Raw genomic sequence first — 23153 nt, 5'->3', positions numbered from 1 at the left:
GATACTTAGAATAACTTTTTGAGGGTCTATAATAAGATCCATCTTTATAAAAATTGATCATCACTCATGACTGTACTTAACTGCTTTAAAGCTTATGACATCCGTGGCAAGCTCGGAACAGAGCTGAATGAAGAGATCGCTTATAAAATTGGCCGTGCCTATGGACAGATTTATCAGCCTCAGACTGTTGTGGTGGGGTGTGATATTCGTCTTAGCAGTGAATCTCTAAAACAGGCCACTATTCGCGGCCTAAATGATGCTGGCGTTAATGTACTGGATCTGGGTATGACTGGAACCGAAGAAGTTTACTTTGGGGCTTTCCATCTAAATGTACAAGGTGGAATCGAGATTACTGCCAGTCATAATCCGATGGATTATAATGGTATGAAACTGGTCCGTGAAAATGCACGCCCTATCAGTGCAGATACGGGTTTAAAAGATATTCAGGCTTTAGCTGAGAGCGAAAACTTTACACAGGTACAAAAAACAGGAACTACCCAGTCTTATAATATTCTGCCAGAGTTTGTTGAACATCTGATGAATTATATCGAACCCGGCAAGATTCGCCCGCTTAAACTGGTCGTTAATGCCGGAAACGGTGCGGCCGGACATGTAATTGATGCTATTGAGACTAAATTCCGGACCTTAGATATACCGGTAGAGTTCATTAAAATTCATCATGAGGCCAATGGGCATTTTCCGAATGGTATTCCCAATCCGATTCTGGTTGAAAACCGTGATGTTACCCGCCAAGCGGTACTGCAACATCAGGCAGACCTGGGTATTGCTTGGGATGGCGACTTTGACCGCTGCTTCCTGTTTGATGAAAAAGGGCAGTTTATTGAAGGATATTATATTGTCGGATTGCTGGCACAAGCATTTTTGATTAAACAGTCGGGTGAAAAAATTGTGCATGATCCGCGTCTGGTATGGAATACCCTAGATATTGTCGAGCAGTACCATGGTGTTGCAGTCCAGTCCAAGTCTGGTCATGCTTTTATTAAAGATATTATGCGGGAACACAATGCTGTGTATGGCGGCGAAATGAGTGCTCACCATTATTTTCGTGATTTTGCCTACTGTGATAGTGGAATGATTCCATGGTTACTCATTATTGCCCTGCTGTCAGAAACCGGCCAAACACTATCGAGCCTGGTTGAGCGTATGATTGAAAAATTCCCTTGTAGTGGTGAGATCAATTTTAAGGTTGAAGATACTCAAAAGACGATTGAGAATATCTTGGCACATTATCAATCACAACAACCGCAAATTGATAAGACTGACGGGATCAGCCTGAACTTTGGAGAATGGCGTTTCAATGTTCGTGCTTCAAATACTGAACCTTTGCTACGCCTGAATATTGAAATCCAAGCTGAACGGACTGCGCGACCAATGCTGCACTATATTGATGAACTGACCGCACTTATTCAGGGAAGTTAATATAAAAGATTATAAAAAACGGAGTATTGACTCCGTTTTTTCTTTTCAGGAATGATAACCTTGCGGATTTTGCTGCTGCCATTTCCAGCTATCTTTTAACATATCTTCCAAGGTATATCGTGGCTGCCAGCCCAATTCAGCCATTGCACGCGAATTATTTGCAAAGGATATTGCAACATCACCTGTACGGCGAGGAGCAAACTCAAATGGAATCTTGACTTGATTCACTGCCTCAAATGCATTTTTCACCTGTAATACCGAAGATCCTTGACCAGTACCGATATTCCAGGCACGACATCCCTGTGAATTTAAACGGTTATTTAAGGCACATAAATGGGCATTTGCCAAGTCAACCACATGTATATAATCACGGATACCCGTACCATCTACCGTATCATAATCACTTCCATAGATCGACAATTTTTCACGGCGACCCACTGCTACCTGGGTAATATACGGCATTAAATTGTTTGGAATACCTTGTGGATCCTCACCAATCTGACCACTTTGATGGGCCCCAACCGGATTAAAATATCTTAATAACGCAATAGACCACCGCTCATCCGCTATAGAAAGTTTCTCTAAGATCTGCTCAACCATTAGCTTGGTGTAGCCATAGTTATTGCTTGGCATACCTGTTGGCATTTCTTCTTTTAAAGGAGAGATATTGGCTTCGTCATAGACTGTAGCAGACGAGCTAAATACCAGCCGATATACCTGAGCTTTCTGCATCGCCTGAACCAGAGCTATACTGCCTGCAATATTGTTATCAAAATATACCAGCGGTACCTGCTGGCTTTCCCCAACTGCTTTCAGTCCAGCAAAATGAATAACGGCATCAATTTTATATTCATCAAATATCTGGTCAAGCACCTGATGGTCTCGTATGTCACCCTGAATAAAAACCAGTGACTTTTGTGTGAGCTGTTGTACTCGATGCAAAGCCTCTTCTGAACTGTTACTTAAATTATCAAGCACAATTACTTCATGTCCGGCTTGGAGTAACTCTACACAGGTATGCGAGCCAATATAGCCTGCTCCACCCGTGACTAAAACTTTAGCCATAATATTGACCTAATAACACTTTAATTAAACCTTGAGTAGAAGCATCCAGCTGAGAAATATTTTCCTGCTGACGATTCAGTATGGGAAGCAGTTCATTGGCAATCTGCTTACCCTTTTCCACCCCCCATTGATCGAATGGGTTAATATTCCAGATAACTGACTGTACAAAAACTTTATGCTCATAGAGTGCGATCAGCATTCCCAGACTAAATGGATTAAGTTCTTGTAACAGCAGGGTACTGCTTGGCTGATTACCTTCATACTGCTTATAGATCGGCAGTTGTGCGGACTCTTCCTGATTCAGGGCTGCATTGCCAAATGCTAGCAAACGCGACTGCGCCAGACAGTTAGACAGAGCAAGGTGATGCTGTTCTACCAAGGCTTCAGCATTCTGGATATAGGTAAACTGGTTAGCATTATAACGCTTGACTGGAGCAATAAAATCACAACTTACCGCTTGTGTTCCCTGATGCAGCAACTGGTAAAACGCATGTTGTGCATTTGGGCCTACCTCACCCCAGATAATAGGACAGGTATTATAATTTACCCGTTCGCTATTACGCTGTACAGATTTGCCATTTGACTCCATTTCCAGTTGCTGCAAATAAGAGGCAAAATATTTCAGGCGGCCATCGTAAGGCAAAATGGCATGGGTCTGTATTTCCAGAAAATTACTGTTCCATACCCCGAGTAAAGCCATCAATACGGGAATATTTTTATGTAGTGGAGCTTCCTGGAAATGCCGGTCTACTGTGTAAGCACCGCCCAAAAATTGTTTGAAGCCTTCAATTCCAATGGTTAGGGCAATCGGTAGACCAATACAGGACCAGAGTGAATAGCGTCCACCGACCCATTCCCATAACAGTAACTGATTTTCAGGTACGATTCCCCATTCTGTCATTTTTTCAGGCTTGGTAGAGACTCCAATAAAATGACTTTTTAAAATATGGGGGTGCTGGCCGAGTTCTTTTTCTAGCCATTGCCGTGCAGTCTGGGCATTTGACAGGGTATCGATGGTACTAAAAGATTTTGACGAAATAATAAAGAGGGTGGTTTCAGGACGTAACTGATGCAGCAGATCTGATAGCTGACTACCATCAATTGTGGAAACAAAGTGGACCCCCAGAGATCTGCGGCTCTGAACCTTGAAATCACCTAATGCATAACTGGTCATCAGAGGACCAAGATCTGATCCACCTACTCCAATATTTACAACATCCCGTATTACTTCACCAGTCGCGCCGCGGAACTGTCCAGCATGGATTTTCTCGACCAACCCATACATACGCTGTAACTGTTCATGGACCTGTGCTGCCAGATCAGCATGTTTTACTTCATTTTCAGGCAACCGCAAGGCCCAGTGCATAGCTGCACGCTGCTCGGTGTAATTAATTTCCTGCTCAGAAAATAATGCATGAATCCATTCCGGTAACTTCTGCTGTTCAGCCAATGCTACCAGCTGTCCTATGACATCCTGATTTACCCGATGCTTGCTATAATCAAAGGTCAACTGTTCAATATGAATAGAATAATCATTGAAGCGGTCTGGTTCATTCTTAAATAGATCATTTAAATGCTGGGCTTTGAGTGCCTCAGCCAACTGTTCCAGCTTCTGATAGGCCGGCATATTTTTGGGAAACTCTGATGTCTGTTGTATATTCTGGTTCATATGCGCCCCACTCCTTCATAGGCAAAACCTTGGGCTCTGACATAAGCTGGGTCATAAATATTACGGCCATCCAGAATCATAGGATGTGCCATTAACTGTTTTAAACGGGAATAGTCTGGACTCCAGTAGGCTTTCCACGCTGTCATCAGACATAGGGCGTGAGCATCCTGTACTGCTTCATAAGGATTACGGCAGAGAATCAGGTCTTCACGCTTACCATAATAGTTTTCCAGATCTGGTAGAGCAGCCGGGTCATGCAGTTTTACAGTGACCTGCTGCGCCCATAAGGCTTCCAGCATGGTATGCACTGGAGAATTAATGGTACTGCTGGTATTTTCCTTAAAAGCCGCACCCCAGATTGCAACCGTTTTACCTTGCAAGTCACAGCAGTAATAATTCCATAATTTACGGAAAAGTATTTCCTTCTGCTGCTCGTTAATCTCCCAGACCTGCTGTAAAAGGCGACTGTTGGTACCACTACTCGACATAGTTTCTGACAGGGTCAGAATATCCCTGGAGAAATTATCGCCCCCGAATCCGACTCCCGGTTGTAAATAGCTTGAACCAATCCGGCTGTCAGCACCTAGGCCCAAACGTACATTTTCAATATCAATATGCAATTTTTCTGCGACCTGGGCCAAGTCATTCATATAGCTGATGCGGGTGGCGAGCATGCCAGAAATACTCAGCTTGGTAAATTCTGCATCCAGTATGGGCATGAACAGATACTGCTGGCTCAACGGAAAAAATGGTCTCAGCAGCTCACGGGTCTGGGTTTGGGCAAAATCATAATATTTTTCATCAATACCAATTACGACTTCACGTGAGTGAGTAAAACTCTCGGCCGACTTGCCCTCCTGAATCATGTCAGGCAAGTAAACCCAGGCATCTTTAGCCAGAATTTTCTGTAGTGAAGCTGTACCCTTCAAACCAAAAGTAGAACCATTGATCATTAATTTCGGGTGGATAATGGGTTGACGGCTTAAATGCTGGACAATATCTAAGGCTTCCTGAAAACAGGAGGGATTAAAACCAAAAAAATAGACATCAATATCTTCTTTTAAACTGCTTAAACTGGTCTCTTTTAAATTCCCCAAGTGTTTTTGCCGGCTCAGAAGCTCAAGTAGCTGGGTATCCAGGGTAAGACCTGGTGCACAGGTTTCTTCGAGTCCCTGACACCAGTAGACCTGGTGGCCTGTCTCTGCCCATAAAGCACTCATTACCGCGGCTTGTAAGGTTGCGCCAAATACCGCAATTTTCATAGTGCCTCCTGCTTTAAAAATTAAGTTCCTGAATTAATGCCTTAAAGTCTGTACCCAGCTGCGGATGATTAACCCCATAATGTAACACTGCCTTGAGGTAACCCAACTTGCTACCACAATCAAAAGTCTGTCCCTGCATCCGGTAAGCTTCTACTGCCTGTTTCTGCTGTAGAAGCGCAATCGCATCCGTTAACTGAATTTCATTACCGGCACCCTTGGGCGTCTGCTCAAGCAGCTGCATAATCTCTGCCGGTAAAATATAGCGGCCAATCACGGATAGATTAGAGGGCGCTGTACCAACTGCAGGTTTTTCAACAATTCCCTGCATGGCTATACTTTGCCCTGCTTCAGGTAGAAGAGAGACCTCAACAATACCGTACTGATCCACCAGCTCATCCGGTACGGCCTCTACCATGATCTGGGCAGCCTGTGCAGTCTCATAACGCTGCATCATTTGTGCCAGATCATTTATACCTTTCTCATTTTTCACCAGAACATCAGGTAACAGAACAGCAAAAGGTTCATTCCCTACTACTGCTTTGGCACAGAGCACAGCATGACCCAGCCCGAGTGGCTGTGGCTGGCGTACACTAATAACACTAATATGAGAAGGAATAATTTCAGTAATTTCTTTTAGCAGGTCAAACTTCTTTTTTTGTTCTAACGTGGTTTCGAGCTCAAAATTACGGTCAAAGTAATTTTCAATAGCTCCCTTAGACGCATGGGTTACCAGAATAATTTCTTCAATTCCAGCCTCTACTGCTTCACGTACCACATATTCAATCGCCGGGCGGTCAACAACAGTTACCATTTCTTTAGGAATAGACTTACTGGCGGGTAAAAAGCGGGTTCCCAGTCCCGCTACCGGAAGAATCGCTTTTTTAATCTGCATATTATTTCCAAAGTTTAGTTTACTGAAACAAGTCCACTGCGTTTATAACCATCAACATAATATTCAAGCTGGCCAAGTGCCCAGTCAATATCAGTCTGAATAGCTGTCATGTTATTAATACGTTCAAATACAGGTAACAGCTCGCTAAAGGTATAGTGTTTTTCAAATGACCTTAAAATACGGCTATGTTCTGTAATTTGTGTATTGTCATGATCAATCAGCAATTCTTCATATAATTTTTCACCTGGGCGCAGACCACTATAGCGAATCTCTATATCGCCTTCGGTTGTATCTTGTTCACGAACTGTTAAACCACTTAAAGATACCATCTGCCGTGCCAGATCCTGGATCCGTACCGGCTCCCCCATATCAAGTAAAAATACATCGCCACCTGTACCGAGTGCCCCGGCCTGTATCACCAGCTGTGAAGCCTCAGGAATAGTCATAAAATAACGGGTAACCTCAGGATGGGTCACAGTAATCGGACCACCTTTAGCAATCTGCTGTTTAAACAGAGGTACTACTGAACCAGATGAGCCCAATACATTACCGAAGCGCACGATACTGATCTGGGTCTGGGTCTGTTCTTCTGCCATTGCCTGACAGTATAGCTCTGCCATGCGCTTGGATGCCCCCATTACATTTGTCGGGCGGACTGCCTTGTCGGTTGAGATCAGTACAAAGGTTTCTACAGCCTTTTTAATGGCAGCATTCAGACTATTGGCCGTACCAATCGCATTATTTTTAAGACCGGCAATCGGGTTACATTCGACCAGTGGCACATGTTTATAGGCTGCAGCATGGTAAACCGTCTGTACTGCGTACTGTTCAATTACCCGTTCCAATTTCTGCTGGTCGAGCACGGTCCCTAGAATTGGAATAATCTCGCATTGGGTCGCCAGTCGCAGTTCTTTATCAATACTGTACAGGGCAAACTCGGTTAATTCATAAATTACCAGACGTAAAGGCTGGTTTTTAATAATCTGGCGGCATAATTCCGAGCCGATTGACCCACCTGCCCCAGTCACCATAACTACCTTATTATGAATGTTTTTAGCCAGAAGGTGATCAATTGGCGGCACAGGATCGCGGCCAAGCAGGTCAATAATATCTACTTCACGGATATCGGCGATTTTAATATCACCATCTACCAGCTTAGTCAGGCCTGGAAGCTCGGTAATTTTAAGCCGTGCCGGTTCCAGCTGTTTAATAATTTCGCTTTTACGGACCCGGCTAGCCGAAGGAATAGCAATTAAAATCTCTTCTATATGATATTTTTTAAGAAGCTCAAGTGCCTTTTGAATAGAATAGACACACAGGCCTCCAACAATATGACCCTGCAAGTTTGCTTTATCATCTATAAAAAATACAGGTAAGTGTTCATCTGAACGAAATAATGCTGCGGCAATCTGCTGGCCGGCATAACCAGCTCCATAAATCGCAATACGTTTACGTCCCAAACCAGATTGTAAAGCACCTTTAATGACAAAACGGATGATTGCCCGGCTAAACCATACCCAGCCAAACATCATAAAGCCGAACATAAAAGGAATAGACATCGGGATAAAAGCAGGAGAAAAATAGGCCAAGGCATAAAGTGTGCCAATCATTAACAGCATGGCAAGTGCCAGCTTGACCATAAAAAATTCATTGAAGGTACGTACAATAAAACGGTAAATACCGCAGATTGCCAGACAGATGACTCCAATAATGCTTACCAAGAAAGCGCCATGATCTAGGCCAGGTACTACCTCAACACTCAAGTCAAATTGGCGAATGGCATAACAGAGCCACAGGAGTACCGGAAAGACAATTAGATCCAGTAAGACTAGAAAACCCTGTTTAATAAGTCGGGGAGCTGATGCAAGTTTAAAAATAAGTTGTTTCACGATGATCTTCTAGTATGAATTATTTCATCAAATGCAAATCTTTATACGCCTTTGCTTTTGATAAATAAATATTTTTTACCCGAGTACTACAATAAACATGAAATATGAAAACAAAAAAGAGCCAACATGTGCGTTAATTTCATATTGGCCTCAACAACGATCAGGTATTCATCATTTTTATGACTTTTTGAATCACTTCAACTGTTTTAACTAAATTTTCAGTGCTTAAAGTCGGATGCACTAAAAACATTAAGCTGGTCTCGCCCAACTGCTTTGCTTGTGGAAGACGTTCAGCCGGTCGCCATGGTGTATGATCAAATGCATGTTCAAGATACACTTCTGAGCATGAACCACTAAAACACGGAACGCCTAGGGTATTAATTTCCTGCATGATCCGGTCACGGTCCCAGCCTTTTGGCAGGTTTTCTGGCTCCACCTGTACATAGCATTTATAGTAAGCATGTATAAACTCAGGTGGTAGATTCGGTACAGAAAAATACTGACTTTGTGCACAGGTATCTAGAATTTTTTGAGCATGTTCAGTTCGCTTCCTGGTCCATTCCGGCATTCTTTTTAACTGGATCCGGCCAATGACTGCCTGCATTTCCATCATGCGCCAGTTGGTTCCAAATGAATCATGTACCCAGCGAAAGCCTGGTGGATGCTGCTTGTGATAAATACTGTCAAAGTTCTTGCCATGATCTTTATAAGACCACATTTTTTTCCACAGCGCTTCATCATTGGTAGTGACCATACCGCCTTCACCCCCTGTGGACATAATTTTATCCTGACAGAATGACCATGCCGCAATATGACCGATGGAACCGGCTGGCCGGCCTTTATACTGTGCACCATGTGCCTGCGCACAGTCTTCAATTACATATAGTCCTTTATCAGCAGCCAGTTGCATGATAGGGTCCATATCACACATCCAGCCCGCCAGATGCACACAGATAATTGCTTTGGTATTTGATGTTAAAACAGCTTCAATCGTAGCACGGGAAATATTTTGTGAATCCAGCTCGACATCGGCAAAAATAGGATTAGCACTGGCTGTGACAATTGAACTGGCAGAGGCCAGAAAAGTGCGTGAGGTGACAATCACGTCATCCCCCGGTCCGATACCTAAAGCTTTTAATGCCAGATCAAGTGCGACCGTACCATTGGCGAGTGCAATTGCATATTTGGTGCCGGTATAGTGTGCAAATTCTTTTTCAAATTCCCGGCATTCCTGGCCTGTCCAGTAATTGACTTTATTGGAGAGCAAAACTTGAGAGACGGCACTGGCTTCTTCTTGAGTAAAGCTTGGCCATGGTTCAAATGCAGTATTTAGCATGGTACGACCTAAAATTAAATGATAATAAAAAAGTAAAAAAATTATTTCTTTTCAAGTATACGCGCCGGGTTTCCAATGACAGTAACGCCAGGAGGTACACTTTTTGTAACTACTGCCCCCATGCCCACTACAGCACCTTTACCAATGACCAGAGGGCGGTCTGGTGTACCCTGTTTAATTACTGCACCTGTTCCAATATAGGCATGGTCTTCAATATGAATATTACCGTTACACTTAACGCCAGGCGCGAAAGTCACATAATCTCCAATTACACAGTCATGTTCTACGTAGCTGTATAAGTTTGCATGAAAACATTTACCAATTTTGACATTAGAAGTAATGCTGACAAAGGGACTCAGTGCAGCGCCTTCAGCAATCTCTGTCTGATCCATAATAATCACATTAGATGCCTGAATACTCCAAAGCGAAATATTGTCCTGTAATAAACGCTGGGCAATCTTTTCACGGATCAGGCTGTTTGCAATTGCAATCAATACATATTTGTTCTGTGCCGCTAACTGCTTAAAGCTCTCATAATTCATTGCTTTATGCTGATTAATAAAAGCTTGCTGATTTAAACTATCATCAATAAAATAAATTTCTGACTGAATATTTTGTGTTTTTAAATATTCACGTGCCACAGGCATCAAGCTACGACCACATCCAGATGCGCCGTAAATCGCATAAACAGAATTACTGGTCATTATTGTGCCTTACAGAATTGCCTGTGAATTTACTCATCGTTGCTTCACCTTCTGCACTAATATCATCTTTGGCAAGTACTTTTTTTACTGTTTTCAACATGATTTTAAAGTCGAGCCATATCGACTGATTTTCGACATACCAGGTATCGAGTTTAAACTTTTCATCCCAGCCAATCGCGTTACGGCCATTGACCTGAGCATAACCGGTCATACCCGGACGCACTTGATGACGTTTAGCCTGTTCTTCATTGTATAAAGGCAAGTATTCCATCAGTAGAGGGCGCGGCCCAACAATACTCATATCACCTTTAATTACGTTCCAGAGTTCTGGCATTTCATCGAGACTACTCGAACGTAACATTCTTCCAAAGGGTGTTAACCGTTCACTATCAGGTAATGGCTGCCCATTTGCATCTATTGCATCCTTCATGGTGCGAAACTTGATCATTTCAAATGGCCTGCCATGTAAGCCGGGGCGAACCTGTCGAAAAAGAACAGGTGAGCCAAGATTTTTTTTCACTTTATAAGCCACAAAGGCATAAAGCGGTAAAAGCAGGATTAAGGCAATAGAAGCGATGATAATATCGAGAAAGCGTTTTAACATTTAGATTAAACCCATTTCTTGCATCATATGTGCGTTTACCTGATGTACATCGTATTTATGAAGTGCAATTTCTCGGGAGCGTCTTCCCATTTGAGCAATAAGCTCTGGCTGAACGATCAGTTTTTCCATTGCTTTTACTAAATTTTCCACAGATTTTACTTCAACCAGAAATCCATTATCGCCATCGGTAACAGTTTCACGACAACCAGGCGCATCAGTGGTAATAATTGCCCGACCCATTGCCATGGCCTCTAAGACTGTACGGGGTGTGCCTTCACGATACGATGGCAAAACATAAACCGAGCTTTCTGCAATTGCAGGGCGAACATCAGATAGTTTTCCCCAGTATTTTAATGTATTACTAGCAATCCACTGATCTAGTTCTGGCTGACCAATGGCCGACGGATTTTCATCAATCCAGCCCACCAGATTAAACTCTACATATGGATATTTATGTTTGATGATTTTTGCTGCTTCAGCATATTCACGGACACCTTTATCTACCAGTAAACGTGCAATCAGCAAGAAGGATATTTTGACTTTTTGATCAACCGTGACAGGTAAAGGTAATACATTAAAGTCAGCAACATTAACCCCGGAACCGTTCACTACTACTGTGGGTATTTGAGCATTTAAAAGCTTTAAATCCTGAAAAAGTTTTAGGTCATCCGGGTTTTGGAAAAATGCCTTATGACTGCGCGACAATGCCTGCCGGTATAAACCATGAACCAGTTTCTGAAAAACACTACGCTTAGTCTGAGTTTCTACATTTTGAAATGCATAACCTAGACCGGTAATTAGGGTGTATCGATTTGGGACCTTTGCCAACCATGCGGCGAGTGTTCCATAGATCACAGGCTTGATCGTATAAGATAGAACATAATCAGGTTTAATTTTCTTTATAAGCGTATACATACACCTTAAGGTTTTTAAGTCTGCTACCGGATTGGTACCTGTACGCTGCATGGAAACTTCATGTACGAAATAACCTAAATTTAGTAGTTTTTCATGCTCGGCAGAAAAAGAAGTCAGATTAGGTGCAATAATATGGATTTCATAGCCTTGCTGATGAATCGCTTCGAGTAACTTTCCACGAAAATTAAGTACAGACGGCAGAAAGCTAGGAATAATGATGAACTTCAAAGGATTACACCTTTATATTTTCTTTAGTTTTAGATCCGATAATACTAAGCAATAAGAAGATAAATACTGGAACAAACATCCATTTCTGTCTCATAGCAATACCCAAATTGGCTGTAGTCATAGCTAGAACAGATAAACAAATAAAAAAATAAACCCATAAAAAAATTCGATTAGACTCTATTGAAGGAGTATTCTTACTAATAAAAGAAAATAAACCCATAATTGTTAAAACCAGTAAAACAACATTATCTAGGGAAGCTAAAAGTGCAAATATTGTGGAAGCTTCGAAAGGTAAAGGCCGGAATAAATAAGTCACCATTTGGGTAGGTAAGCTCATAGAGGTAAGGTCCAGGCTGCTTCCACCGCTTAAATTGCTATTCTGTCTCTTATCAACATAACTGTCTACGTCAGATAAATCGTTTGCATCTTCTAAACCAATATAATTAAGCATAATTGGCAAAACAATTGCTGCTCCAGTTAATGAAAATATACCGAAAAATACTTTAGAATAAATATTAATACGTTTATCAAAAACTAAAGAAAAAATGAATGCAATTAAAATAACAACGGCAATATGAGGTCTTACAATAAACATGCATAAAATTGCAAAAAATAATAGAAATTTTTTATTTTTAAAGTCAAGTGCAGCCCATAAAGCTAATCCTATACTCATAAAGGAGATTGCGTCTTTTCCAAGGCCTGAAGTCCAAAAACTTACAGAAGGCAAAAATACTAAAAGCCAACCTAATAGCTTTAGAGATTTTGTTTTATTCCAAATAGCCTGTCTTATTGCACCTGCAAATGCAAGTAAACCTACATAGCCAATAAACCCATGAATAAGAAACTGATCAAAAAATCCTAGACTTAGAAAATTATGAAGAAACCTTGTAAGTAATACAATAAAGGATGTACCTAAATTTAATTCAACAAAAGGATCATTTAAAGCTCTAAAATAATATTTGTTTGAATCTGCTCCAAAAGTTAATGCAAACCAAAAGTATAGTAAACAAAATATAGTATGCCATAAATAAAGTATTAAACTAGTTTTATAATTCAGTTTAAAAAAATACCCTAGTTTTAAAGATAAGATAAGAAAAAAAATAAATAAAATCGGAGACCATATATAATTATCTATTGGTATAAAATTCATTATAAATCACCTAATTCACTGTATATATTTTTAATATATATATCTGAGCTTCGATAATCTTTTATATAGTTTTTATATACTAGATAGTTTGACTCGTTACATACAGTTAACTTATTTAAGGTGAATAAAATATCTTCTACACTACAACTTTTTGTCATATATATATTTGGTAACTTCATAACACTAGGGCTACAAGGAGTAGAAATAATTTTTTTTGTACCTGATGCCATCATTTCTAGTAAAACATTAGGAAATCCTTCTATTTCAGATGAAATTATACCAATATCGGAAATAGCAAATAGTGACAATGGATTTAAAATTTTTCCTGTAAAAATAACACTTTCATTGAGATAGTTATCATTAACAATTTTTTCATAATTAGAACGCTCAGGTCCATCTCCAATTAAAACAAGAATATAGTTTTCTCTTTGTTTCATCTGAGAAAATGCTAATATTAAATTATCGAATTTCTTCAATGAAATAAATCGACCGCATCCAACTATGATTTTCTTAGTTAAATTATATTCTAGAGTATTATTTTCATTCAACTTTAAATTGATATAATTAAAATTTACAGGATTATCTAATACTTTTATTTTTTCACATGGAGCTTTTCTTAAGCTTTTAATTAATTGTGATTGCATATAGTCAGTTTGACTAATTAAAAGGTCTTGCTTCCCATACATAAACTTATATATAAATAAAAAAATATAGCGCCAAACACCAAAGAATCTATCAAAAATAACTGTTGACTCTCTAGAAACTAAATATTCTGTACTTAAAATTTTAATTTTTCTTAAAAAACTTAGAAGGCCATTAATATGAGTATGAGATGAAAAGGTAAGATGAATATCTTGTTCACGGCTTATTTTATATATAAATTTTATAAAAGGGAGTACAGATGTCTTCTCAGAAGGATATTCTTTAAAATATGGATAGAAATTTTTATATTTTAAAAGTTCATCCCATCCTGACTGTTTACCTCTCGACATACAGATAAATATAACTATATGTCCATCTTCAAGCAGACTAAACATTAAGTTAAACATAACGCGTTCGGCTCCTCCTAAAACAGCAGTAGGGCTAACAAATAAATACCTTTTAATCTTTCTTTCCATCACACAACTCAATAGCTTTTATAACCTTATCATAATAACTTTTATAGCCTTTTAATTCTTTCTCTGTTATTGCTCTGTCTCTCACTTTTGCTTCATAATCTGTATAACTGCAAATATATTTTGCAGGATTTCCCGCTACGACTGTATTTGATTCTATATTTTTTGTTACGATACTACCTGCACCAACAATTACATTACTACCTACTTTCACTCCTGGCATGACTATTGAATTGACGCCTATAAACACATTATCCCCAATCTCAATATTTTTATAATATTGATATCTATAACCATCTTTTTCATATAACCCTACACTACCATCATGGGTAATTAATCTCACTCCAGAAGTAATAGTAACATTATTACCAATTTTTATTAGGAAAGGTTCTGATCCCCATGATTTAATATAAATTCGACAATTTTCACCAATTGTAACTCCTTTTTTTCTCGCATAGCCAATACTACCTAAGCGAATATATATAAATAAATCTATAAGTATTTTAAATAAATTTTTCACAATCCATTCTCCCTTTTCTTAGCAGGAACTCCTACATACACCCCCTTTTCTGTTATAGATTTACTTACCACTGCTCCTGCCCCAATTACTGTGTCGTCTAAGATATTTACATTGTCTAAAACCGTAACTCTTGCACCAAACCATATATTTTCACCCACATAGATACCCTTTCTAGTTATACCTTGTTCTCTCATGAGTATATTGGAATTTTTAAAATTATGATTACTAGATATCATAATTGACTGAGTACCAATTCTAGTATTATTACCAATGTATAAATCACCTGCTCCATTTAAGAATGATTTAGAATTAATACTAACATTACTACCTATTTCTATCTTTCCCCCATAACATTTTATATAAACATTTTCTCCTATAAATGTATTTTTACCTATAATCAAAGAAGCACCTTTCTCAACTATAATTTTGACATTATCATCTATTGTTATATTTTCATCAAAATAAACCTTTCCATAAATTTCAAACTTAGATCCTAAACCTACTTTCTTAAACTTGGTTTTAAAAATAAAACTAAAAAACTGTGTCCTTAAAATATATAAGATTTTTTGGTATAGTAAAATTAACTTTAAAATTAACATTTCTTCATCCTAATTACTGCTAATAAAATAGATAAATTATAAAAGATTAAGCTCAATGGAATAATATATAAAATATAATCTTTATTCTCAAAAAGAATAAATCCTATAAAAAATAATGAAATTTTTATTAGTAATTCATAAAATTGAAGCTTTAATAAAATACTACTTTTTCTGTTCGCTATTAAGTATCCAGAAATAGGAGGATTAAAAAAAATTGCCCAATACCCTAATGTTAATATTTTGAAATATTTTGAAATACCTAGCCATTCATTTCCGAAAATAAAAATATAAAATTTTTCTGGTAAAATAAAAAAAATACAGAAAAATGGAAAAGACACTATACTTAATAATATCGTACTTTTTAAAGCTTCATTAACATCATTTTTAGTATGAAATTGTCTTATATAAAATTGTCTTATAGTTTGAGACATTAAGTTAATAGGTAACCTTAATGTACGTTCAACAATTGAGTAATATCCAGTTATATTATAGCCTAAAAAACTAGAAACTGCATAATAGGGTAAATTATGTGAAAAGCTGTTTAAAAGTGCATGCGGAGTATTAGAGTATATAAAATCTTTGTAATTTTTATAGGTATTGAAACTTATCGTATAAATTTTATTATATAAAATATAAACCAATATAAGGATAATCATTAAAATTGAACTAACTGTATAACTTTCAATTAAATTTACAGATAAAAATAAAGGTAAAGTTAACTGTACAATAACAACTATAAAACTTCTTAAAATATTTAAAATAGCACAAAATTTTTCCATCTCACATGAAAAATTATAATTATAAAAACTTTGAAATAAACTATTTAAAAATACACCAAAACAAATGGCTAATACCATACGTAAAGTCAGAAAAAAATTTAGTAAAAATCCAATAATTAAGCACAGAATCAGTGAAAAAATAAAAGCTTCGAAAATCAATTTTTTTTGATCACTATTGCTAGCTACTAATTGTGCCTGATCTAAACGTAAATTAGCAACAGTAGAGAGGACACTGACTATTGCTAATGCCACTCCATATTGCCCAAAATCATGGACTGAATATAAACGTGTTAAAAAAGGAAGTGCAATAAAAGTAATTATTGCACCTAACAAAAGACTAAAAGTAACAAAACCAATAGATTTATATTTATTAATTAATAATTTAAATTTCATTTCAGACTATTAACATACCATTTCATAGCCAACATAATTCCTTGGCTGATTCTTTCGGTTGGCTTATAACCTAATAAGCTTTGAATTTTTTCTATACTTGCTTGTGAATGTCGAACATCCCCTTCGCGGAAATCACGATATATAGACTTTTTCGTGTACGTTATGCCATTTTCATTTAGCGCAGCTTTAATAGCATTAAATAAATCATTTAATGTAGTACGGTCACCGACTGCCACATTATAAACTTGATTTTTAGCTTCATCATTTTGAGTGGTAGCAGCTAGAATATTGGCCTGAACCGTGTTTTCAATAAAGCAGAAATCACGACTGGTTTCACCATCACCATTAATATATACATTATCCCCTGCGATCATAGCCGCTGTCCATTTTGGAATAACAGCTGCATAGGCACCATTAGGGTCTTGGCGCTTGCCAAATACATTAAAGTAGCGCAACCCAATACTCTTAAACCCGTAAGTACGAGCAAATACTTCTGCATATAGCTCATTTACATATTTGGTAACAGCATATGGTGAAAGGGGTTTCCCGATATTCTCTTCCACTTTCGGTAATGCCGGGTGATCACCATAAGTTGAACTGCTGGCTGCATAAGTAAAACTTGAAACCCGAGCATCCCGGGCAGCCACCAACATATTTAGAAACCCGGTTATATTGGCACTATTGGTCATAATTGGGTCCGCAATTGAACGTGGCACCGATCCTAAAGCAGCTTGATGCAGTACATAGTCTACATTAGTACAGGCATTTTGACAGTCTTCCAGATTACGTATGTCACCCTGTATAAATGTAAAGTTATTCCACTGCTCTGCTGTGACTAGTGATTGTACTTCATCCAGATTATACTGGTGGCCTGTTGCAAAGTTATCCAGACCAACAACGCGCTGCTCCAGTTTTAATAAAGTTTCTAAAAGATTAGAGCCAATAAAACCGGCCACTCCGGTAATCAGCCAAGTTTTAGGGTTCTGTTTTAGCTGCTCGCATACTTGATAATATTGGCTCATACTTTTCTTTTCTCTTTATTATTACAGACGGATATCTACTTTAGACTGGTCAAGTACATACTTCAGGTCATACAGTACATGGTTCGCTTTACCTAACTTACGAATTTTATTTGCGCCCATGACTTTAAATTCTTCATGTGCAACCGCCAGAATTACTCCATCATAAGTTGAATCTTGAAGTGTCTTTATGGGTGTAACATTATATTCATGTTGTGCTTCGCTAATATCTACCCATGGGTCATAGATATCAACTTCAATCTGGTATTCTTTTAGCTCATTGATGATATCGATAATCTTAGTATTACGGATATCCGGACAGTTTTCCTTAAAACTTAAACCAAGTACCAATACTTTTGAGCCTTCAACCTGTATTTTCTTTCTGATCATTTGTTTGACCAGCTGCGTTACCACATATGCACCCATTGCATCATTTAAACGGCGGCCTGCCAAAATAATTTCAGGATGATAGCCTATAGACTGTGCTTTATGGGTTAAATAGTACGGATCAACACCAATACAATGCCCACCAACCAGGCCTGGACGAAAAGGCAGAAAGTTCCATTTGGTACCGGCAGCCTTTAATACCTCTTCAGTATCAATACCCATTTTATTAAAAATCAGCGCCAGCTCATTAATCAGTGCAATATTGACATCACGCTGGGTATTCTCAATGACTTTTGCCGCTTCAGCCACTTTAATACTTGGTGCCTTATGAGTACCCGCTTCAATAATCAGGTTATAGACCTGATCTACAAATTCGGCGACTTGTGGTGTAGAGCCTGAAGTAATTTTTAGGATATTAGTGACTCGGTGCTGTTTATCGCCCGGGTTAATACGCTCTGGACTATAACCTGCAAAAAAGTCCTGGTTAAACTTAAGTCCGGATACTTGCTCCAGTACTGGAATACAGGCTTCTTCAGTCGCGCCCGGATATACGGTTGACTCGTATACTACGATATCGCCTTTTTTGAGCACCTGGCCAATACTGGTAGAAGCTTTAATTAGAGGAGTTAAATCAGGCTGTTTAAAGTCATCGATTGGGGTAGGTACTGTAACAATATAAAAATTACAGTCTTTTAAATCTTCAAGTTGTGCAGTATAAGTGAGTCGGGTCGCTTGCTTAAGCTCTTCCGGAGAGACTTCTAAAGTATGATCTTGCCCTACTTTTAGCTCATCAATACGTCTCTGGTGAATATCGAAACCGGTTACTGGCACTTTTTTACCAAACTCTACCGCCAGAGGTAAACCCACGTAGCCTAGGCCTATAATTGCTATTTTTAATTCAGGGAGTTGCAACATAGAACAGCCTTTATCCTTATATGTTAAAATCAACAGTTTCTGTAATAGAAAAACTTAGCAAGTCATTAAGGGACAGTAATATAACAGAAAAATTTTAATAGAATTTCTTCATTAAAAGTCATTTTGTTTATTTCTGTTATCTTTTGTTTTATATAAAAAATTTAAAAATAAATATATTTATATATAAAATTTTTAAATTACATTATTCTGACAAGTACACAAATTTATACAAACTATACAAACCAAGAAATTCTTCTAGTGTATTCCATGTTTTTTTCAGTTAAGATTTCTGCGCATTGAGTATCAATTTTATATTGTTCATTGAATTAAACAAATTAGAGATAAATATATAAGGGTCAAGCGTGAAATTTTACCAAGCTCTTTTTTTATTGGGTTTCGGCCTCGGTTCTACAGGATGTGCGATTACTTCAGGTTTTCAAACTTATAATTTGCCAGAAGAAGGGGTGTATCAGACTGAGCTTGGTACACCATTGAATATTGTAAAAATTACACAAGATAATTTATCCGCTATTCAACCAGCTACGGTCAATTTTCAACGTGACTATGCCCACTTGTTTCAAAATAGTCCACATACTTATTTATTAAGTCCAGGAGATGTTCTTTCCATACAACTGTGGGCTTATCCAGAAATTAGCGGGAACAGTACCGATCCCACAAATGGTTATCAGATTGATCAAAGTGGATATATACATTTTCCCATGATTGGACGCTATAAAGCCGCAGGTAAAAGTTTAGTCAAAGTTAACCAAGAACTTCGTTCCCAACTTTCTCGTTATTTAAAAAATCCTGATGTCATTGCACGTGTAATATCTTACCAAGGAAAACATATTTCAATTTTTGGAAATGTTGAAAAGTCTGGACAAATCAACTTAAATGATCAACCCATGACGCTCTACAATGCCTTAAGTATGTCAGGTGGGGCCGCAGAAAACACCAGTAATACCTACGTGCAGCTTATTCGTAATGGTATGACATATGACTTAAATATTATTGAGTTAGAACGTGCAGGAATGTCACTACATAATTTAATTCTGCAACCTAATGATACCATCTACGTCAGTACTCGAGAAAATCAAAAAATATATGTGATGGGAGAAGCAGGTAAAAATCAGGCATTATCTATACGTGACCAGGGTATGAGCTTAGGTGATGTGCTAGGTGAAAGTCAGGGCATTAATCCACTTTCAGCAAGTGCAGGACGTATTTATGTTTTACGTACGAATCTTAATGATCGAAGTACAGAGCTTTATCATCTTGATTTAAGTAATATAGGTGATTTCGGACTAGCCAATCAGTTTAAAATGCGTAATAACGATGTCGTCTATATTGACTCGACTGGCTTAACTCGCTGGCAACGTGTCATTGGACAGATTGTTCCATTCTCTAATGCTATTTATAGTTTTGATCGTTTAGGTAACTAATAATGGCTATTAAGAATATTCTGGTTGTGTGTATCGGAAATATCTGCCGCAGTCCAATGGCGGAGTATTTTTTAAAGCAAGAATTCCCAGAGCTTCATATTGAATCAGCTGGAATTTCTGGTTTAACAGGTCATACAGCAGATGAGAAAGCTCAGCTTTGTATGCAGCGCTTAGGTATGGATATGCAATCGCATATTGCCAAAAAATTAAATGCCGAGTTAATTAAAAAAGCTGATCTTGTACTGGTCATGAGTCAGAATCAGCAAAAACATATTGAACAGAGTTGGCCTTTTGCTAAAGGAAAAACCTTTCGGCTAGGTCACTGGCAGAATAAAAATGTACCAGATCCTTATCAGCATGATCAGCAGGTATTTGATGAAACCTGTGAACTGATTCAAAGCTGTATTGCGGACTGGAAAAAATATATTTAACTTTTGAACCAAGAATTATGAGCCAAAATACCACCACTGAAGATACCATTGACCTAAAGGAACTGTTTTTTTCCTTGATTGCGCAGTGGAAGTTGATTGCCCTCTGTACGATTTTAAGCCTAGTTTGTGCTTTACTTTACCTCAGGACTACACCGAATATTTATCAAGTTGATGCCATGGTGCAAGTGGAAGATAAAAAAGGGGCTTCTGCAGCATTATTAGGCGATCTGTCTGAGATGGTTGAACAAAAATCTCCAGCACAGGCAGAAATCGAAATTTTAAAATCTCGATTAATTCTCGGTAATGTTATCCATTCTTTAAATCTTGATGTGCAGATTTCAAGTACTGAAGACAGTTTTATACAACGTTTACTTCATAAGCCTGAATATCAAACTAAATATTCTAATCAATCAGTTGTTTTTAAAGACGGGAATAAGTCTTTTAGTCTCCGTCAATTTGATGTGCCCTCTTATTACTTAGACAGAAATCTACATCTAACTTTCGAGAATAATAATTTTATTTTAACTGATACGATAACGCATGAGCCAATCTTTAAAGGTATGCTCAACCGTAGCAATCAGTTTAATTCTCAATATGGTTTATGGAAAGTTACTATATATAGTAAGGACCAGTTAGCAGATACCTATAATATTAAAAAACTTTCCTTACCAGCCGCAGTAAATACTATTTCAGCCCCTTTCTCTGTAGCAGAAAAGGGTAAACAGTCTGGTATTCTAGGATTGAATTACGAAGGTACAGATAAGCAGTATATTACACAGGTCCTAAATGCGATATTAACGGCGTATAGTCAACAAAATATTGAGCGACGTACAGCAGAGACAGCTCAAACTTTAAAATTCCTAGATGAGCAACTGCCTGATCTAAAACGCCAACTGGATAAGTCTGAACGTGAATTTAATAATTTCCGTGAACGTTTCAATACGGTTGATGTCACTAAAGAGTCTGAATTATATTTAACTCAGAGCATTACGTTAGAAACCCAAAAAATAGAGCTGCAGCAGAAACAGGCAGAGATGGCAGCTAAATATACTGCTGAACATCCGCAAATGCGTGAAATTAACGCCCAGCTTGGTGCAGTAAATAATAAAATCAATGAATTGAATGGTACATTAAAACGACTACCTGAATTACAACGTCAATACTTACAGTTATTTCGTGAAGTTGAAGTAAACCAGCAACTCTACACCACTTTGCTTAATTCTTATCAGCAACTACGCGTAGCCAAAGCTGGTGAAATTGGCAGCGTCCGTATTATTGATACTGCAGTTGAACCATTAGGACCAATCAAACCTAAAAAATTACAGGTTATTATACTTTCTCTATTCTTAGGTGCTTTCCTTGGTACACTGTTAGCCTTATTACGTAATATGATGCGCTCAGGCGTAAAAGATTCGAGTCAAATTGAAAATGAATTAGACTTACCTGTTTACGCAACTGTTCCTCGCTCACCTGTACAGGAGAGCCGTATTAAGCTTCTTAAAAAGAAAAAACATATTCCTATTCTCGCAGTTAAGAATAGTGATGACATTGCCATTGAAAGCCTGCGCAGCTTGCGTACTGCCGTCAACTTTGCCTTGGCCAATGCCAAAAATAATATCATCATGATCGCAGGACCTGCACCGGAAGTGGGGAAATCTTTTATTTCTACGAATTTGTCAGTGATCTTTGCACAGAGCCACAAGCGTGTTCTGCTGATTGATGCAGATATGCGCCGTGGCTATCTGCATAAGTATTTTAATGTAAATACACAGCCAGGACTGTCTGAATATCTAAATGGGCAAAATAATCTATCTGATGCAATTCATGAGACTGAAATTAAGAATTTATATATGATGAGTCGGGGGAAAAGTCCGGCTAATCCTTCTGAATTATTAAGCTCTGCAGCTTTTGGTACAATGCTAGAGCAACTTTCCAGTCAGTATGATCATATTATTATTGATACTCCACCGGTACTGGCCGTGACTGATGGAATTATTATTTCTCAATATAGTGGTGTAAACCTGATTATTGCCCGCCATGCTAAAACACAAATGAAAGAGCTGGAGATTACAGTGAACCGCTTTGAGCAGGCAGGCGTAAAAGTTAATGGCTTTATACTGAACGATATTCAGCGTACTGCGGCAGGTTATGGTTATGGTTATAACTATGCTTATGCTTATCAGGCAAAAAAAGATGATTAGATCATTTTTGAAATAATTTAAAAGCCGGAGTTTATTCCGGCTTTTTATTTTACGGTAGTAGATAGATTGTTATACAAGTTTAAAGTAGGATTTTAATGCACAGAAAAAACATATTGTTTGATTGCAAAATATTCTATGCTAAAAGAGTTAGATGACCTGATTATCCCATGGTCTATGTTAAAAGATAAAATGAACTGG

General features: G+C 38.1%; 20 protein-coding genes. 4 read left to right on the top strand and 16 right to left on the bottom strand.

The window, feature by feature from the left end; genetic code table 11:
- Nucleotides 1–66: 66 nt before the first annotated feature.
- The gene (locus tag ABZP31_RS00335) at nucleotides 67–1440 is read left to right on the top strand and encodes a phosphomannomutase CpsG (RefSeq protein ID WP_174498981.1); all 1374 of its coding nucleotides are present in this window, start codon (nucleotides 67–69) and stop codon (nucleotides 1438–1440) included.
- A 45-nt stretch (nucleotides 1441–1485) separates the two neighbouring features.
- Here ABZP31_RS00335 and galE read toward each other — a convergent pair whose 3' ends face one another.
- The 16 genes from galE to tviB form a co-directional block, all read right to left on the bottom strand.
- On the bottom strand, nucleotides 1486–2505 hold the full coding sequence (gene galE, locus ABZP31_RS00330; protein ID WP_034680081.1) for a UDP-glucose 4-epimerase GalE: 1020 nt from the start codon (nucleotides 2503–2505) through the stop codon (nucleotides 1486–1488).
- Nucleotides 2498–4174, bottom strand: a complete 1677-nt coding sequence (gene pgi / locus ABZP31_RS00325; RefSeq protein WP_262463260.1) for a glucose-6-phosphate isomerase — start codon at nucleotides 4172–4174, stop codon at nucleotides 2498–2500. The genes galE and pgi overlap by 8 nt, the downstream gene beginning before the upstream one ends.
- Nucleotides 4171–5436 (bottom strand): UDP binding domain-containing protein, encoded by a 1266-nt coding sequence (locus ABZP31_RS00320; protein WP_005017373.1) that lies wholly within the window; start codon nucleotides 5434–5436, stop codon nucleotides 4171–4173. The genes pgi and ABZP31_RS00320 overlap by 4 nt, the downstream gene beginning before the upstream one ends.
- A 13-nt stretch (nucleotides 5437–5449) precedes the next feature.
- A complete protein-coding gene (gene galU, locus ABZP31_RS00315) occupies nucleotides 5450–6328 on the bottom strand; it encodes a UTP--glucose-1-phosphate uridylyltransferase GalU (RefSeq protein WP_005404728.1) in 879 nt (292 codons plus the stop codon).
- A gap of 14 nt (nucleotides 6329–6342) precedes the next feature.
- Nucleotides 6343–8217, bottom strand: a complete 1875-nt coding sequence (locus ABZP31_RS00310; protein WP_005404727.1) for a nucleoside-diphosphate sugar epimerase/dehydratase — start codon at nucleotides 8215–8217, stop codon at nucleotides 6343–6345.
- A gap of 160 nt (nucleotides 8218–8377) precedes the next feature.
- Entirely contained in the window at nucleotides 8378–9553 is a 1176-nt protein-coding gene (locus ABZP31_RS00305) for a DegT/DnrJ/EryC1/StrS family aminotransferase (protein WP_367156865.1), read from the bottom strand.
- Nucleotides 9554–9594: 41 nt separating this feature from the next.
- Entirely contained in the window at nucleotides 9595–10257 is a 663-nt protein-coding gene (locus ABZP31_RS00300; RefSeq protein ID WP_367156864.1) for an acetyltransferase, read from the bottom strand.
- On the bottom strand, nucleotides 10247–10861 hold the full coding sequence (locus ABZP31_RS00295) for a sugar transferase (protein ID WP_367156863.1): 615 nt from the start codon (nucleotides 10859–10861) through the stop codon (nucleotides 10247–10249). The genes ABZP31_RS00300 and ABZP31_RS00295 overlap by 11 nt, the downstream gene beginning before the upstream one ends.
- Nucleotides 10862–12004, bottom strand: a complete 1143-nt coding sequence (locus tag ABZP31_RS00290; RefSeq protein ID WP_367156862.1) for a glycosyltransferase family 4 protein — start codon at nucleotides 12002–12004, stop codon at nucleotides 10862–10864.
- Between the two features lie 4 nt (nucleotides 12005–12008).
- Nucleotides 12009–13154 carry a hypothetical protein gene (locus ABZP31_RS00285; protein WP_367156861.1) on the bottom strand — a complete coding sequence of 382 codons (1146 nt, stop codon included), beginning with the start codon at nucleotides 13152–13154 and terminating at the stop codon, nucleotides 12009–12011.
- The gene (locus ABZP31_RS00280; protein WP_367156860.1) at nucleotides 13154–14272 is read right to left on the bottom strand and encodes a glycosyltransferase; all 1119 of its coding nucleotides are present in this window, start codon (nucleotides 14270–14272) and stop codon (nucleotides 13154–13156) included. Before ABZP31_RS00280 ends, ABZP31_RS00285 begins: the two co-directional genes overlap by 1 nt.
- A complete protein-coding gene (locus ABZP31_RS00275) occupies nucleotides 14256–14789 on the bottom strand; it encodes a DapH/DapD/GlmU-related protein (protein ID WP_367156859.1) in 534 nt (177 codons plus the stop codon). Before ABZP31_RS00275 ends, ABZP31_RS00280 begins: the two co-directional genes overlap by 17 nt.
- Nucleotides 14786–15388 (bottom strand): acyltransferase, encoded by a 603-nt coding sequence (locus ABZP31_RS00270; protein WP_367156858.1) that lies wholly within the window; start codon nucleotides 15386–15388, stop codon nucleotides 14786–14788. The genes ABZP31_RS00275 and ABZP31_RS00270 overlap by 4 nt, the downstream gene beginning before the upstream one ends.
- Entirely contained in the window at nucleotides 15382–16560 is a 1179-nt protein-coding gene (locus tag ABZP31_RS00265) for an oligosaccharide flippase family protein (protein WP_367156857.1), read from the bottom strand. Before ABZP31_RS00265 ends, ABZP31_RS00270 begins: the two co-directional genes overlap by 7 nt.
- Entirely contained in the window at nucleotides 16557–17582 is a 1026-nt protein-coding gene (locus tag ABZP31_RS00260; protein WP_367156856.1) for an NAD-dependent epimerase/dehydratase family protein, read from the bottom strand. The genes ABZP31_RS00265 and ABZP31_RS00260 overlap by 4 nt, the downstream gene beginning before the upstream one ends.
- Before the next feature lie 21 nt (nucleotides 17583–17603).
- Nucleotides 17604–18881, bottom strand: a complete 1278-nt coding sequence (gene tviB, locus ABZP31_RS00255; protein WP_367156855.1) for a Vi polysaccharide biosynthesis UDP-N-acetylglucosamine C-6 dehydrogenase TviB — start codon at nucleotides 18879–18881, stop codon at nucleotides 17604–17606.
- A 362-nt stretch (nucleotides 18882–19243) separates the two neighbouring features.
- Here tviB and ABZP31_RS00250 point away from each other — a divergent pair, with 362 nt between their 5' ends.
- The 3 genes from ABZP31_RS00250 to ABZP31_RS00240 are packed head-to-tail and all read left to right on the top strand — an operon-like array spanning nucleotide 19244 to nucleotide 22955.
- Nucleotides 19244–20323: a polysaccharide biosynthesis/export family protein gene (locus ABZP31_RS00250; protein WP_248134714.1), complete on the top strand. Its 1080-nt coding sequence runs from the start codon at nucleotides 19244–19246 to the stop codon at nucleotides 20321–20323.
- A gap of 2 nt (nucleotides 20324–20325) precedes the next feature.
- A complete protein-coding gene (locus tag ABZP31_RS00245; RefSeq protein WP_005017405.1) occupies nucleotides 20326–20754 on the top strand; it encodes a low molecular weight protein-tyrosine-phosphatase in 429 nt (142 codons plus the stop codon).
- 17 nt (nucleotides 20755–20771) lie between these two features.
- Nucleotides 20772–22955 carry a polysaccharide biosynthesis tyrosine autokinase gene (locus ABZP31_RS00240; protein WP_005405354.1) on the top strand — a complete coding sequence of 728 codons (2184 nt, stop codon included), beginning with the start codon at nucleotides 20772–20774 and terminating at the stop codon, nucleotides 22953–22955.
- The last annotated feature ends 198 nt before the right edge of the window (nucleotides 22956–23153 follow it).

Source organism: Acinetobacter sp. FL (assembly GCF_040744925.1).
GTDB lineage: Bacteria > Pseudomonadota > Gammaproteobacteria > Pseudomonadales > Moraxellaceae > Acinetobacter > Acinetobacter radioresistens.
This window is presented reverse-complemented; position numbering and strand designations above follow the sequence as displayed.